At 42.5% G+C, this 15,670-nt stretch carries 15 protein-coding genes and 1 tRNA gene; 7 read left to right on the top strand and 9 right to left on the bottom strand.

The window, feature by feature from the left end:
• Positions 1–9 precede the first annotated feature (9 nt).
• Genes thiL through ribH form a run of 3 tightly spaced genes read right to left on the bottom strand, consistent with a single transcriptional unit; the run spans position 10 to position 1,895 of the window.
• Entirely contained in the window at positions 10–987 is a 978-nt protein-coding gene (thiL, locus tag ND16A_RS04400; protein ID WP_033078621.1) for a thiamine-phosphate kinase, read from the bottom strand.
• Between the two features lie 14 nt (positions 988–1,001).
• The gene (nusB, locus tag ND16A_RS04405; RefSeq protein WP_033078620.1) at positions 1,002–1,418 is read right to left on the bottom strand and encodes a transcription antitermination factor NusB; all 417 of its coding nucleotides are present in this window, start codon (positions 1,416–1,418) and stop codon (positions 1,002–1,004) included.
• A gap of 12 nt (positions 1,419–1,430) precedes the next feature.
• Complete coding sequence (gene ribH, locus ND16A_RS04410; protein ID WP_033078619.1) at positions 1,431–1,895, bottom strand: 6,7-dimethyl-8-ribityllumazine synthase; 465 nt, start codon at positions 1,893–1,895, stop codon at positions 1,431–1,433.
• A 458-nt stretch (positions 1,896–2,353) separates the two neighbouring features.
• Here ribH and ND16A_RS04415 point away from each other — a divergent pair, with 458 nt between their 5' ends.
• The gene (locus tag ND16A_RS04415; RefSeq protein ID WP_033078618.1) at positions 2,354–2,668 is read left to right on the top strand and encodes a DUF6170 family protein; all 315 of its coding nucleotides are present in this window, start codon (positions 2,354–2,356) and stop codon (positions 2,666–2,668) included.
• A gap of 62 nt (positions 2,669–2,730) precedes the next feature.
• Here the strand turns inward: ND16A_RS04415 and ND16A_RS04420 are convergent, their stop codons facing one another.
• The 5 genes from ND16A_RS04420 to ND16A_RS04435 all read right to left on the bottom strand — a co-directional run bounded on the left by ND16A_RS04420 (position 2,731) and on the right by ND16A_RS04435 (position 8,270).
• Positions 2,731–3,489, bottom strand: a complete 759-nt coding sequence (locus tag ND16A_RS04420) for an MlaA family lipoprotein (protein WP_052073242.1) — start codon at positions 3,487–3,489, stop codon at positions 2,731–2,733.
• A 150-nt stretch (positions 3,490–3,639) separates the two neighbouring features.
• Complete coding sequence (locus ND16A_RS04425; RefSeq protein ID WP_033078617.1) at positions 3,640–5,025, bottom strand: sigma-54-dependent transcriptional regulator; 1,386 nt, start codon at positions 5,023–5,025, stop codon at positions 3,640–3,642.
• Positions 5,026–5,087: 62 nt separating this feature from the next.
• Positions 5,088–6,194: a sensor histidine kinase gene (locus tag ND16A_RS04430; protein WP_052073241.1), complete on the bottom strand. Its 1,107-nt coding sequence runs from the start codon at positions 6,192–6,194 to the stop codon at positions 5,088–5,090.
• Positions 6,195–6,344: 150 nt separating this feature from the next.
• Positions 6,345–7,034, bottom strand: a complete 690-nt coding sequence (locus ND16A_RS0119565; RefSeq protein WP_052073240.1) for a flagellar hook assembly protein FlgD — start codon at positions 7,032–7,034, stop codon at positions 6,345–6,347.
• Positions 7,035–7,412: 378 nt separating this feature from the next.
• Entirely contained in the window at positions 7,413–8,270 is an 858-nt protein-coding gene (locus tag ND16A_RS04435; protein WP_033078616.1) for a sulfurtransferase, read from the bottom strand.
• 246 nt (positions 8,271–8,516) lie between these two features.
• On the opposite strand from ND16A_RS04435, the gene ND16A_RS04440 reads away from it, so the two are divergent.
• The 3 genes from ND16A_RS04440 (at position 8,517) to ND16A_RS04450 (ending at position 10,253) form a co-directional block, all read left to right on the top strand.
• Entirely contained in the window at positions 8,517–9,263 is a 747-nt protein-coding gene (locus tag ND16A_RS04440; protein ID WP_033078615.1) for a helix-turn-helix transcriptional regulator, read from the top strand.
• A gap of 70 nt (positions 9,264–9,333) precedes the next feature.
• Complete coding sequence (locus tag ND16A_RS04445) at positions 9,334–10,056, top strand: transglutaminase-like domain-containing protein (RefSeq protein ID WP_033078614.1); 723 nt, start codon at positions 9,334–9,336, stop codon at positions 10,054–10,056.
• 121 nt (positions 10,057–10,177) lie between these two features.
• A tRNA-Arg gene (locus tag ND16A_RS04450) sits at positions 10,178–10,253 on the top strand.
• A 203-nt stretch (positions 10,254–10,456) separates the two neighbouring features.
• Here the strand turns inward: ND16A_RS04450 and ND16A_RS21385 are convergent.
• Complete coding sequence (locus ND16A_RS21385; protein ID WP_160173535.1) at positions 10,457–10,600, bottom strand: hypothetical protein; 144 nt, start codon at positions 10,598–10,600, stop codon at positions 10,457–10,459.
• Between the two features lie 568 nt (positions 10,601–11,168).
• Between ND16A_RS21385 and tkt the strand changes: the two genes are divergently transcribed.
• From tkt to ND16A_RS04465, 3 genes are all read left to right on the top strand, one after another.
• Positions 11,169–13,157: a transketolase gene (tkt, locus tag ND16A_RS04455; protein WP_033078613.1), complete on the top strand. Its 1,989-nt coding sequence runs from the start codon at positions 11,169–11,171 to the stop codon at positions 13,155–13,157.
• Positions 13,158–13,222: 65 nt separating this feature from the next.
• A complete protein-coding gene (epd, locus tag ND16A_RS04460; RefSeq protein ID WP_033078612.1) occupies positions 13,223–14,236 on the top strand; it encodes an erythrose-4-phosphate dehydrogenase in 1,014 nt (337 codons plus the stop codon).
• Between the two features lie 143 nt (positions 14,237–14,379).
• A complete protein-coding gene (locus ND16A_RS04465) occupies positions 14,380–15,558 on the top strand; it encodes a phosphoglycerate kinase (RefSeq protein ID WP_033078611.1) in 1,179 nt (392 codons plus the stop codon).
• The last annotated feature ends 112 nt before the right edge of the window (positions 15,559–15,670 follow it).

Here is a 15,670-nt window from a genome sequence, read left to right as displayed (position 1 = left end):
GACTAGCCGTTAATCGTTGGCAACAGCGGCAGAGAAATGTTCAAAGCCTACTTTGCTGACAGTAAAAGGTTTGTTTTGATAAGAAAGAATAATTTCTTCACTTGGGTTCAATTGACCAATACAGGTAAATTCCACATTCGCATGCGCCATGGCGGTTTCAATACCCACTTTGTTGGTCGCCGATACGGTGAAAATCAATTGATAGTCATCACCTGAAGTTAATGCCAAATTAATTGCATCAATTTGAGCTAAGTTATCTTGCATCACTTTAGACACCGGAATGTCTTCAACATTGATGTGAATACCCAGAGTGGATGCACGACAAATATGACCTAAATCGGCAAGCAAACCATCAGACACATCGATGGCCGACGTGGCAAATTCACGGATCAGATTACCGACCAACACCTGCGGTTTCGGGTAATCAAGTTTCGCTCTAACCGTGGCAAAATCACTATCATTGAGTTCTATCTGATTGTTCATCGCTGCCAGTGCTAAACCGGCGTCACCAAAATCACCGGTGACAAAAACATAATCACCATTTTTGGCGCCACTTCGGCATAAGGCTTTATCTTCAGGTACCGTGCCTTGAGCCGTAATGGTTATACTTAATGGCCCTTGTGTGGTGTCGCCACCAATGAGCTGCACATTAAAGTATTCGGTTAACTCAAACATACCGGCAGTGAATTCACTTAACCAGTCTTTATTCACTTCTGGCAAAGTAATGGCAACCGAGATCCAACTAGGTTCAGCGCCCATGGCGGCAATATCACTTAAATTTACCGCGACAGCCTTATGACCAATGGCTCTGGGCGGAGTATCTAAAGGAAAGTGTATACCGGCAACCAGAGTGTCGGTTGTTACGGCAATTAATTTATGCTCGTTGGCTCGAATAAGCGCACAATCGTCGCCAATGCCCATGACAACATCTTTACGACTCACAGGCTGAGCCGTAAAGAACTCTTTGATCAATTCAAATTCTTTCATACTAAATGACTAAACTACTCGTCTGGACGGAAAGTTTTTACAACTTTGTCTAACACGCCATTGACAAATTTATGACTGTCATCAGCTGCAAACGCTTTGGCAAGTTCGATCGCTTCATTAATCACAACTTTGTAAGGCACTTCTTTACAGTCGCGAAGCTCAAAAATCCCAACTCGTATAATTGCTTTTTCTACATGGTCAACGTCTGCTAATGGGCGATCAACCAATGGACGGATGATATCGTCGATGTCGTTCACATTCGTAGCAACGCCACGTAATAGCAGTGAAAAATATTCTGTATCGAAACGACGCTTGGCGTTGTCGGCAAGAAAATTCGCTTCTACTTCGCTAATGTCGTTGTTAGTAAGCTGCCATGAATACACCGCTTGCACTGCGATTTCACGGGCTTTTCTTCTAGGAGTTGGTTTCACTCAGCAGTCCGCCTATAGTTGTTCTAAAACGTTAACCATTTCTAAGGCACTTAATGCAGCTTCTGCACCTTTGTTACCTGCTTTGGTACCTGCACGTTCAATGGCTTGTTCAATTGAATCTACGGTAATAACACCAAATGCTACTGGCACATCAAATTCCATGGCCACTTGTGCCAAACCTTTGTTACATTCACCGGCAACAAAATCAAAGTGTGGTGTGCCACCACGAATTACCGCACCGATAGCAATAATGGCATCAAAATCGCCTTTTTTCGCTACACGCTTTGCAGCTACTGGTAATTCATAGGCGCCAGGAACTCGAATAACCGTAATATCATCATCATTGACATTGCCGTGACGTTTAAGTGCATCAACCGCACCTTCCAGTAAGCTTTCAACAATAAAGCTGTTAAAACGAGAAACTACAATGGCAAATTTTTTGCCTGATGCTACAAATGAGCCTTCAATTACATTCATTTTTATTAACCTGTTTAAAAAATTGGCGCAATTCTATCAAAATTCAAAATAATAAGGTACTCAAAAATGCATAAAACATGGATGAATAGTTAATTATTACGGTTAGATTGCAAAATTTTATTGTTTATTTTTCATGCCGATGAGCCCGCGCAAGTCTCGGCGATAGCAGTTATAGCAATCTGCATAAAGATATAGTCAACTCAGTGCTTATCAAACGCTCGAGAACAATCAAAATTTGAAGTGGATAGTTATTCCTGGCAATTGCTTCTGCATTGCCCTAATGACCTACATCCATGCAGCAATATCTTCTTTAAATTCTGGGCCGTTATCGTGGGTTTGATAAGCACCCAAAGGGCGATGTTAAAAGAGTTTTATGCAGTTCGGTATTAGGCAATACTCTTTACTAGAGTAATTATGCTTTGTTACAATGCAGCACCATCCAGTTTAGCTTATCGACAATGAAATTTTATTTTTCTTCAAACCAATTTGCCCAATTGGCCGCTTTTGATTTTCATCAGCGCCAAGAAATTATTGCCATAGCCAGCAGCAAACTTTCGCCTTTATCAAAATTCATTCTGAATTTGTTAAAGTTGGCAGTGCTTATCCCACCATTTTTCATGCTGGCCAATATCGACTCCTGGTTATTTGTCATTCCTTTGGTATTTGTGTTGCTGGGCTATTTTATTGTCTTAAGGCCGTTATCCTTGCTGTTTATTAGCAGCCATCTGGATAAGGCGGTTAAGCAGTTTGAGCGGGAAAGTGCTGTAGATTAACTTGTCATCCCCACGAACGTGGGGATCTGATGAAGCCTATTGTGCTAATTTAACTCTGTTGATTAAAACTCTTCTAACAAGTCATCCAGCTCGTCTTCTTCTTCCTGGTCAATCTCTACCGGTGGATTACCGTCATGCACTTTGTAATTGATGTTTTGGAAATACGCATTTTTGACAAACTCGTATGGATCTAACGAGTCTTCCAATAACGCTTCTTGCTCCGCCAGTTGGCCTCGCACTTCTAATCCGATAAGTACTCTACGGGCAACGTTGGGCCAAAAATCGATAACGGCCAAGGGCCAGTAATAGCCGTCAACCAGATCACCCACTTCATCACGAACCGAACTTGGGCCTAAGCCTGGCAACATTAAATAAGGGCCATCACCGACGCCATAACTTCCTAATACTTCACCAAACTCTTCTTCTTCACGTAACAGGCCTGCATGCTTGGCGACATCAAACCAACCCAATAAACCAACCGTAGAGTTTAACACGAATCGGCCAGTCGCTTTACCCGCACGTTGAAATTTAAACTGCAATAAGTTATTCACTGCCGTAAACGGTTCATTAATATTCAACGCGACATTATAAACCCCTGAACGTACCGGGCCTGGCACATATTCTATGTAAGTTTCAGAAGCCGGTTTAAGGACGTATTTATCAAGATATTCCCAATTAAATGTCCATAATGGCCTGTTGATGGATTCGAGCGGATCTCGGGGATCAGAGTATTCAACCTCTTGCTCATTACTGGTAGCACAGGCAGCAAGAAAAAGAACCGAGAGCAAAAGAAAACTGGCACGCCAGAAGTTAAAGCGCATAATGAGAAATGTCCTGATCAAGATGTTAATACTGCTAAATATCTCTGTTGGATAATCAAGCTTAATATTTAACCATTTAGAATGTTGGTATTATAAACTGAGATTGTCAAACTGCCACGAAATAATCTTCATTTTGATTGTAAAAATTTGTTACCTGGTTAATTCGATGCCGTTTTCGCGCATTTTTGCCAATTTATAGCGTAAAGTTCGGGCACTAATGCCTAAGCGCGATGCCACGTCTTTACGAGAGCCATTACAAGCTTGCAGGGCATCCAATATTATTTGAAACTCTTGCTGTTTTAACTCACTTTCTAAATTATCATTATTCGCACCTATGTGGGAACCATCACTTTGCGCTGGGGGTAATAAAATATCTTGGTCCTCCATAGTGACACCAGTGGGTACCGGCCCCTGCTCAGCAAATCCTTCTATGAGTAGGTCGTCACTATCAATTTCATTACCGGTTTTCATGATCAGCGCGCGTTGGATCACATTTTCCAGTTCACGCACATTACCTGGCCATAGATGTGATGTCAGTTTTTGTTGTGCTGCTATTGATAAACTTACACTTTCATCATGGCTGTACTGAGCAATGATATGTTCACTAAGTGGCAATATATCGTCAACCCGTTTTGCCAGCGGCAACCAAGTTAACGGAAACACATTCAGTCGATAAAATAAATCTTCCCGAAACGAACCATCGCTGACCGCTTGTTTTAGATCGCGGTTGCTTGTGGCTAAAACCCGTACATCAAGATTGATGATCTTACGGGAACCAAGGCGTTCGACTTCGCGCTCTTGTATTACCCGTAAAATCTTAGCTTGCAGGGCAAGGTCCATCTCGGTAATTTCATCCAATAATATGGTGCCGCCCTGTGCCTGTTCAAATTTTCCCGGGCAGGCATTTACCGCTCCGGTAAAGGCTCCTTTTTCATAGCCAAATAACGTAGCTTCGAGCATATTTTCAGGGATGGCCGCACAATTTATGGCAATAAAGCTGTTCTTGGCACGTGCCGAGTGATTATGGATAAACTTAGACAACACTTCTTTCCCTGAGCCGCTTGGTCCCAGGATCATCACCGACGCATTGGTTATGGCAACTTTTTCAGCGAGCTTAAGCAATTGTAAACTTTGCGCATCGACCGCAATAGGTTGCGAGGAATGTACCTTTTCCACCGGCATATATTGGCTGATCATATTAATCAGCACTTCGGGGACAAAAGGTTTGGCGATGTAATTACAGGCACCATCTTTTATCGCTTGCACTGCATCGTCGATGGTGGCGTATGCGGTCATGATTAACACGGGTAATTTTGGCCAACCCGCTTTGATATTCTTCAACAACATCAAACCGCTCATTCCGCCCATTTGCACATCGGAAACAACCATATCGACTTTATTATTTTTTAAATGCAATAGCGCAGCCTCAGCAGAGTCGGCTTCTATACAGTCGTATTCTGAAAGCAGTAAAGTATCTACTACTGCTTCTCTTAACCCTGGGTCGTCTTCTACTACCAGGACCACTTTTCTGGTCATTATGGCCTCTTATTACGGTTGACTTTTGTCGTTATGAGTTCGGAGTGAGGAATATTAACAACTTATTTATCTTTTTCAGTATTAAAAATTGGCAGTTTAATACAAAAATCGGCACCTTCGCCTTGCTTGCTGACTAACGATACATCGCCATGATGGGCTTTAGCAACCGATTTCACTACCGCTAAGCCCAAACCAGTGCCTTGTACCTTAGAGGTGTAAAATGGTTCAAAAATATTTTCCACTTCCGTTTCATCGATGCCACAACCATTATCTTTAACATGAATATAAATAGACTGCTCTTTACGATAGGCGTGTACGTCGATGATCGCTTGTTGGTTAATAACCTGTATTGAATTATGAATGAGGTTTTGCAATGCCCCTTCTAGCGCATTTTGATTGCCTAAAATATTTAAATTCTGATCATCAATGGCTAAATTTAATTGCGCATTTGCTTCATTTATTTGTGCTTCTACGCCCGAAATCGCGTCATTGAGTAATGCCGTTACCGAGAACACTTCAACCACCTGTTTGCCGCCACTTTTGGCAAACAACAGCATATCGTTCACTTGTTGTTCTAAGTCTTGTAACCGGGAAGTTAATTTATCTTGAAAATTTTGCCGTTTTTCTGCCGATAACGCTTTCGAACTCAGATTGGAGCAATACAACATTGCCGCAGACAATGGCGTGCGAATTTGATGAGCCAAAGTAGAAACCATACGGCCTAATGCCGACAGCCGTTGCATATGGCTGAGTTTGTCTTGTAACAGGCGGGTTTCGGTTAGGTCGGTGATCAAAATTAGCTGGCCAGCCTGCGAACCAAACGAAGAAATATCAAGCTTCACCCTTCTGCCATCATTTAATGACACTTCATGACCATCATCGGCGCGGGGTTTAAATGCCGATGTAATAACATCAATCCAGGCTTTTTTTAACAGCTCGGCGCCGAGTAAGTTGTTGGCAACGTTATTGGTTTTCACGATAATGCCATCACCATCAATAATCACCACACCGGCAGGCATTACATCAAATAATTGATTTAACTGGTTAGATTGCAAACGCAACAAGTCAAGCTCACCGGCAAATGCTTCGCTGAGCAATTTCGGTGCTTTGCCTGTTGAGACTGTCGACTTTGCGGATTCGTTATTATTATCCCCACGAGTCAAACTCATACGCTACCTCTTTAAAATAACTGAGTGTGTAAATGCTAGTGATTACTTAGCCAATACCTATTTGATTAAGTATGTGATCTACTTTTTCATCATAGGTTAAATAGTAAACTAGCAAAAGCTTTATCTTTACCACCAAGTTTTGTCTTGCCACTATTCCTGTAAAATCTCAACAACCTGGTTAAGATTCATGGTTTGATCGTTCTCAAAATACAGCCAAATATCATCACTATTATGGTCAAAGCTTGCCCGTACAATTTTGTTATAAGTCATAGCCTTAAGCTCAACCACCCGGCCATTACTGATACACGATACAATAAACCGATATTCGCCCTCAGGCGCAACATCGCCGGTGCGGGTAACGCCATTCCAGGCAAAACTGACTTGCCCCAACAAATCATCGCCTAAGGGAATGATGCGTACTATGTCGCTTTGTTCATTTTCGATATAAACAAATATATGATGGGCTTTGCTGGAAATTTTCAACCTGCCGATGACGCTTTCACCAGGCTCAATATAAAAATGGCCATCTTCCACCAGCACGCTGCGGCCAATCAGTGAACTTGCTTGTAAGGCTTTATTTGAGCTGTTAATTGCTGCCTGATGATGAAGTTTATCATTATACTCATCAATGCCCTGGCTGATAGAAGAGGCGAGTAATTGCGAGAATAGTTCGTCGCTATCCATGTCCTTTTTCAACAGGGCATCGATTGGCTCGGGTATAATATTAGCGAAGAAGTCTTGCAACTCTATGGTTGCGTGTTTAGCAATAGAGTCTTTGGCTTGATTTTCATTTAACAAATTTGGGCTTCCTGCCGCATTTTTACTTTGTTTTTTTTTCACTAAATAATTCCAGCGAGTTTATTATTAATAACGAATATACCGATGCCAGTAAGAGTTTTTTTATGCCATTAAATCGACAATGGCATAAACCCATCTGCTAAGCAAACTTGACAACGTACCTCAAATACAAAGCATTCAAGAATTATGCCATCACTCAGCTAGGATCCAAAGAAAACAAATGTGATTTCAATCGCCTGGTTTTTGATCAAAATTTAGCGTTAGCCAGACAAAGGCATCGAAAAAACGATCTTTTATTGACTAAACACGGATCATACATGCTGTTGATCTTCGCCCCCCTGAAAAAGCGGCAATGACTTGCCGCCAAAAAATTAAGCAAAAAACTTAAACTAAAGACTTAGCAACTATACTATTCGCCCGCTATGCGTTACTTACAGCTGATGACTCAATCGGTAAATTTTGATCACTGCCCCAGTCAGCCCATGAGCCATCATATAACACCACTCGGGGATACCCCGCTACCACGGCAGCTAAAAGCACAATACAAGCAGTAATGCCTGAACCACAGGTAAAGACGAGTTGTTCATTAGTCTCCGCAACCAAAGTTGAAAACACATTATTTATATCCTTGGCATTTTTGAAACCGTGAGACTCTAATAGCTGTGAGAACGGTAAGTTTAGAGAATTGGGTATATGACCAGATCGGACCCCCTTTCGTGGCTCAGGTGCTTTTCCCGCAAAACGTTTCGATGCACGAGCATCTACGATTGCTGTTTTGTGACTGTTAATGCAGTTTTGTACATAATCTGAGTCACATACTAATTCATCGCGGTACTGACCAATAACATTCCCGGGCTGTGGAAAATCCTGGTCAAATGTATTGGCCGTTTTACCACCTTCTGCCAACCACTTAGGCAGCCCACCGTCCAATACATAAACGTTATCAAACCCCATAGCTTTGAAAGTCCACCATGCCCGAGGAGACGAATAGATACCTTGATTGTCATAAATAACCAATAGAGAATCAGAATTTATTCCTAGTTTCTGCGCGCTACGAGAAAATTGCTGTTCGGTTGGTAGTGCATGAAGCTGGCTTGATTCTGGATTGCAAAAATCTTTTTCCAATTCAAGCATTCGCGCATTTGCGATGCAAATAAACTCATCATAGATAATGGGCTCTTTGTCGACGACGGAGTTCATACTGGCATCAAGTAAAATCAAATCTTTACGGTTTAGATTTTCTTCAAGCCATGCTGTTGTTACCAGAGGATATTCCATTTTATCTCCAAAATTAATTTACCAAATGAGTCGCTTTCAATATTGCCAAGCCTGCTAATGACTATAATAGCTGAATTTACTTAACAAGTTACGCTTTACTGCTGGCCATTCAATAGCAATTACCGGTGGCTGTTTGTCGTCGGTTTTGCCGTTAAAGTCTGCTCAGTAATGGCAAGTATTTTCCCCAACATCTGCTTGTTATGGCACCATATAAAAACTATCTTCATTTGATCAGGCATATTATTGATGAAACCCAATGTTTGGATCACGGCTGGCACCATCATTATATATGGCTCCAGCCTGGATGCAGCGCCACACAGTCACCGTGCGATGCAAGTTATCTGGCCGAAAACTCACTCTCTTTGTAAATTAAATGAAAACGACATAGCAGAGCTACTCATTATCGACTCTAAAGTTGAGCATCAATTGCAATTAGACGAAGGCTGGATATTATTAATTGAACCAAAGAGTGACTTAGGCCAGGCGTTGTCTATTAAACTAGCCGGGCAATCGTTCAAAACATTTCGCTCGCCCTTAACAACGACTGGCACATTGCCGATACAACTCGATGATTTACCCCAGTTGCTTGCCCCTTTGTTTGCGCAATTAAAACTCACCAGGCAAACCTTACTGATTAATCAAAGTACGGTAGCAGATACGCGAGTACAACAGCTGTTAACGGAATTAAACCAGTGCTTAGACGGTGATTGTATCAAACCCTCGAATTGGCGAGCTGCTGCAGTGGCGCAACAACTGGCTTTATCTGAAAGCCGCTTTCTGCACTTATTTCGCCAGGAATTAGGCATTGCCTGGCGGCCGTATTTGCTCTGGCGACGAATGATGTGTGCGCTGCAAGCGTTGTTAAATAATGTCTCGGCTACGGATGCAGCCCATCTTGCTGGGTTTTCAGATAGCTCTCACCTAAGCCGGACTTTTCGAAATACCTTCGGTATGACGATCAGGCAAGCGCAGACTATTTTTAGACAAGGTTAGCCAGTTTATTCAAGTTTGTTGTTGCGAGATAAATTAATCTGTTGCCCTATTCATTGAACAGGTATTACCCATGACAACATTATCAAACGATTTTCTTTTAGCTACCCCGATGCTGGACTTTAACCACCCAAAGATTCAAGCTTTGATTACACAAAGAAAATGGCGAGATTTACCGCAATATGATGCCATTGGCGCAATTTACCATTATGTACGTGATGAAATCCGTTTTGGCTATAACGCCGATGACCGCTTAACAGCAAGCCAAGTGCTAAAAGATGGTTACGGCCAATGTAATACCAAAGGTACATTATTAATGGCGCTATTACGTGCCGTTGGCGTATCCGCTCGCTTCCATGGTTTTACCATTTACAACGAATTACAGCGTGGTGCAATCCCTAACTATTTGTTTGTAATAGCGCCAGAGCGCATTATCCATAGCTGGGTTGAAGTGTATCACAACGAACGTTGGCTTAACTTGGAAGGTTACATCATCGACCAGGCTTATTTAACGCAAGTACAAAACCGCTTTGCTAATCAATGTGAACCGTTTTCCGGCTTTGGTATTGCCACCAAATGTCTTGCGACGCCTGACATCGACTGGAACGGAGAAGGCACTTATATACAAAGTGACGGTATTGCCGATGATTTTGGCGTATATAGCCAACCGGATGATTTTTACGCACGCCAGGGCAGTAACCTATCGGGTGTTAAAAAAGTGCTGTTTCGTTATCTACTTCGCCATTTAATGAATTTAAACGTAAATCAAATTCGCGCTAATGGAGTCGCCAGTTAAGGCCAATAGGCAGCAACTTAGCACCTGCGCACAAAAATTAGCCAAACAAAAAGGTTTGGCCTACTTTTATTCTGCCTTGGATATCTTTTTATAAACAAATAGATATAATGATATTCATCGCGTCCCCATCGATTAACTGGATAAATCACTGGCCTCCTAAGCCGGCGCTCCTGGTTCGAGTCCAGGTGGGGATGCCATTTTTCAAAAAATGGCGGTTGTTCATAACCGCTTATAAGTCGCAACAAATAAACTTATTCAATAAAAATTAAACAACAGCGCCTCCTAAGCGCCAGGTTGGACGTTCGAATCGTCTCAGGGACGCCACTTAAACCTCCCCCCTAAATTACAGCCAAAAAAAAACCTCGCAGAGCGAGGCTTTAACGAAATTAACAATAATTAATTATTGTTTTTCTTCTTTTATAATATTGTTAACTTCCGTGTCTTGAGTGGCATGTGAACTGGATAATCCAGCCGATATGCCCAAAACCAAGACTGCAATAAATACAGCGCTAAGTTTGACTTCCCCCAAAGACGATTTGTTCATGACTTAAGCCTTGAATGTATTTTTTTTGTTATTATTAACTAGCGGGAAATAATGTATATGTTTTAATCAAAACAAACAAGTGCCTTTTAAAAAAAACTTCATAAATATTTAAAATATATTTAACAAAAACGCAACAAATCAAAAAATAAAACATGCAATTCAACCAGTTAACGCAAACAACAACAATACACTTACACGTCAAACAGTTAAAAAATACCGCCCTAACTGCACATAAGTACAAAATCTTTTATCGCATTTTAGAATAACAAAATGCGATTTTTCGCAACTTAAGTTATAAAGGTTATTGACTGCAAAAAATTGATTTCTCCATGAAAACTTTCAAGGTTAGCGACACAGAGAATAAAACAGCCACAAATCCAAGTTAAACTATTGATAATATTAAATAATAAACCGGATAAAGCCTTTAACTTAAACCGGCGATAAAGTTTTGCTATTAGTTATTTGCAAACTTTCTTAAAAAATCGCCTATTTTTGATTGCACCGAGCGCCTGACTGGGCGAAAATACGCGCAGTTTTTTTTACTCTAAATAAATTAAGTGGAGCTATTATGCCGTCTCGTCAAGACCAGGCCAATGCAATTCGAGTTTTAAGTATGGATGCTGTCCAAAAAGCAAAATCTGGACATCCGGGTGCCCCAATGGGCATGGCCGACATTGCGCAAGCATTATGGTGTGATCATTTAAAGCATAATCCAAATAACCCGAACTGGGTTGACCGCGATCGTTTTGTGTTATCAAACGGCCATGGTTCAATGTTAATTTATTCTCTATTACACCTTAGTGGTTACGACGTATCGATTAATGACTTAAAAGATTTCCGTCAGTTGCATTCAAAAACACCAGGTCACCCAGAGTATGGTTATACCCCTGGTGTAGAAACCACTACCGGTCCTTTAGGCCAAGGTATTACCAACGCCGTTGGTTTTGCCATTGCCGAAAAAACCTTAGCGGCACAATTTAACCGCGAAAATTTTGCCGTAGTTGATCATCACACTTACACCTTTTTAGGTGACGGTTGTTTAATGGAAGGGATTTCGCATGAAGCCTGTTCATTAGCGGGTACGTTGGGCTTAGGAAAATTAATTGCCTTTTGGGATGACAACGGTATTTCAATTGACGGCGAAGTGGAAGGTTGGTTCTCAGACGATACTCCGGCTCGTTTTAACGCTTACGGTTGGCAGGTACTGGAAGTAGATGGTCACAACCCGGAAGAAATTTTAGCAGCCATTGTTGCCGCCAAAGCAGAAACCAATAAGCCAACGCTGATTTGTTGTAAAACCATTATTGGTTACGGCTCACCGAATAAGAGCGGTAGCCACGATTGTCACGGCGCGCCACTAGGCGATGATGAAATACAAGCCACTCGCGAATTTTTAAACTGGCAACACGAACCATTTGTGATCCCAGAAGACATTCAAAATGCCTGGGATAACAAAGACAACGGCGCCACAGCAGAAGCGGCATGGAATGAATTATTTGCGACTTACAAAGTGGCACACCCAGAATTAGCAGCAGAATTTGAACGCCGCTCGGCCGGACAGTTGCCAGAAAACTGGGAAGAGTACTCAAACAACTACATTCAAGAATTGCAAAACAACCCTGAGAATGTTGCTACTCGTAAAGCCAGCCAAAACTGTTTAAACAGCTACGGTCCAATATTACCAGAATTTGTTGGCGGCTCTGCCGATTTAGCCGGTTCAAATTTAACGCTTTGGTCGGGTTCAAAAGGCATAGAAGCAAAAGATGCCAGCGGTAACTACTTATTTTACGGCGTACGTGAATTTGGTATGTCGGCCATTATGAATGGTATTGCTTTACACGGCAGTTTCATTCCTTACGGTGCCACCTTCTTAATGTTTGTTGAATACGCCCGTAATGCGGTACGTATGGCAGCCTTAATGAAGCAACGCAGCATTTTTGTTTACACCCATGATTCTATTGGTTTGGGTGAAGATGGTCCAACTCACCAACCGGTTGAGCAACTTGCCAGCTTGCGCATGACCCCTAACCTGTATAACTGGCGTCCATGTGATGCGGTTGAGTCGGCGGTAGCGTGGAAAATGGCGATTGAAAGAAATGATGGTCCAACAACGTTAACCTTTACTCGCCAAGGCTTACAACAACAAGAGCGTACTGCTGAGCAGTTAGCCAATGTTGCTCGTGGTGGTTATATCTTAAAAGATTGTACCGGCACACCTGACTTGATCTTTATTGCGACTGGTTCGGAAGTTGAGCTGGCCATGGCGGCAAGCCGTGAGCTAAGTGACAAAAACATTCGCGTGGTGTCTATGCCATGTACCGAAGCGTTTGAAGCACAAGACGTTGCTTATCGCGAATCGGTATTGCCTAACTCAGTGCGTAGCCGTATTGCCATTGAAGCCGGCATTGAAGATTACTGGCACAAATACGTTGGTTTTGACGGCCGCGTTATTGGCATGAAAACCTTTGGTGAGTCGGCGCCGGCAAGCGAGTTATTCGAACTGTTTGGTTTTACCGTAGAAAATGCGGTAAATACCGCCAAAGAATTATTGGCTTAAGTTAAGCACTAACATCAATAGGCCGGGTTTATCTCGGCCTATTTCGGCTCAGTTGGTTAAAGGTAATGACAATAAAAATAGCAATTAATGGCTTTGGTCGTATCGGCCGCAGTATATTACGCGCCCTGTATGAAACCGGCCGCACCGATCAATTCGAAATCGTTGCTATCAATGAGCTGGCGAAGCCGGAAGGCATTGCCCATTTATTGAAATACGATACCAGCCATGGTCGTTTTGGCTTTGCCGTGAGTTATGAAAACAGCGTGCTCAATGTTGCCGGTGATGATATTGCCTTATTTCACCACCGCAAAACCGAAGATTTGCCCTGGGCTGAGCTCGGCGTTGACATTGTTTTAGATTGTACCGGTATTTATCAAGGTAAAGCGTCGGCGTTACAACATATTGAACAAGGCGCGAAAAAGGTTTTATATTCGCAACCGGCCCATACCGATGTCGATAAAACCATCATTTTTGGCATCAATCAGCATGCCTTAACCGCGGATGATATCATTGTTTCCAATGGCTCGTGTACCACCAATTGCATCGTGCCGGTGATCCAAACGCTTGATCAGGCCTTTGGCATAGAAAGCGGCACCATCACTACCATTCATTCATCGATGCATGACCAACAAGTGATTGATGCCTATCACGATGATTTACGCTTATCGCGAGCGGCGAGCCAGTCGATTATTCCGGTAGGAACAAAACTGGCCGCCGGTATTGAAAGAATATTACCGAAGTTTTCCGGCCGTTTTGAAGCGATTGCAGTACGTGTGCCAACGATGAATGTTACCGCCATGGATTTAAGCGTAACCTTAAATTCTGACGTCGACATTGCCGCGGTGAACAATGCCATTATTGAAGCGCAAAATAATGGTTTATCCGGCATTTTAGGCTTTACCACCGAACCATTAGTGTCGAGTGATTTCAACCACGATCCCAACTCTTCCATTGTCGATGGTAACTCAACCCGGGTGAGTCATAAACGCCTGGCGAAATTACTGGTGTGGTGCGATAACGAATGGGCATTTGCTAACCGCATGCTTGATACCGCTCAATGCATGGATCAAGCAGGCTAAATTTTATATTACTGTGGGGTAGAATTAATCGCACCATAAGGTCAGATTAATTCTACCCTGCACAACATTTTTATTATTGCAGGACGATTCGAAGCAATTCGACCCTGCAGCAGAAATTTTATTTATATCAACGGAGACTTGCTATGTCTGTCATTAAAATGACCGATCTTGACCTTGCCAACAAACGTGTACTAATTCGCGAAGATTTAAACGTACCGGTTAAAGATGGAAAAATCACTTCTGATGCGCGCTTACGAGCGGCATTGCCAACGTTAAAGCTTGCCTTAGCGGCAGGCGCCAAAGTGATGGTAATGTCACACTTAGGCCGCCCTACAGAAGGCGAGTTTAACAGTGAGTTTTCAATGCAAGTGGTTGCCGATTACTTAACCCAGGCCCTTGGCCAAAACGTTAAGTTAGTGAGCGATTACCTAAGCGGTGTTGACGTTGCTGCTGGCGAGTTAGTGATATTTGAAAACATTCGTTTTAATGTTGGTGAAAAGAAAAACTGTGAGCAATTATCACAACAACTGGCCAACCTTTGTGACGTGTTCGTGATGGATGCCTTTGGTACCGCGCATCGTGCGCAAGCCAGTACTCATGGGGTGGCAAAGTTTGCTCCTACTGCATGTGCCGGCCCACTACTTGCTGGTGAATTAGACGCCCTTGGCAAAGCATTGGATAACCCGGCACGTCCTTTAGTTGCCATTGTTGGTGGCTCAAAAGTATCGACTAAACTAACCGTTCTGGAATCATTAGCAGGTGTGGTTGATCAATTAGTGGTAGGTGGTGGTATTGCCAACACCTTTATTGCCGCCAGTGGCCATAACGTCGGTAAGTCATTATTTGAAGCCGACTTAATTACGCAAGCACAACAATTAACGGCGAATGCGCAAGCCAACAATGGTGATATTCCGGTACCAACGGATGTGGTCGTTGCCAAAGAGTTTAGCGAAAGTGCAGACGCTACCTTAAAGTCGGTTAATGATGTTGCTGATGATGAAATGATTTTTGATATTGGTCCAGATTCAGCGCAAGCTCTGGCCGAAATTATTGCCAATGCTGGCACTATCGTGTGGAATGGCCCGGTAGGCGTGTTCGAGTTTGATCAATTTGGCGAAGGCACCAAAGCCATTGCCCAGGCGATTGCTGACTCATCGGCATTTTCTATTGCTGGTGGTGGCGATACACTAGCGGCGGTAGATAAATACGACATTAGTGATAAAGTATCTTACATCTCTACCGGTGGTGGTGCTTTCCTTGAGTTTTTAGAAGGTAAGAAATTACCAGCAGTTGCTATTTTAGAACAACGCGCAGCGCAATAATTCAATTTAAAACAACAATGAAACACAGTTTATAAAATCAAAATTTAACATTTAACATTTAATCTATAATAAAGCAGGTTTACCTGCTTGTATCACACACAGTAAGGAGTGT

The sequence above is a fragment of the Thalassotalea sp. ND16A genome (assembly GCF_000764205.1).
Taxonomy (GTDB): Bacteria; Pseudomonadota; Gammaproteobacteria; order Enterobacterales; family Alteromonadaceae; genus Thalassotalea_A.
The sequence above is the reverse complement of the archived record's forward strand: the minus strand, read 5'-3'. Positions and strand labels throughout refer to the sequence as shown.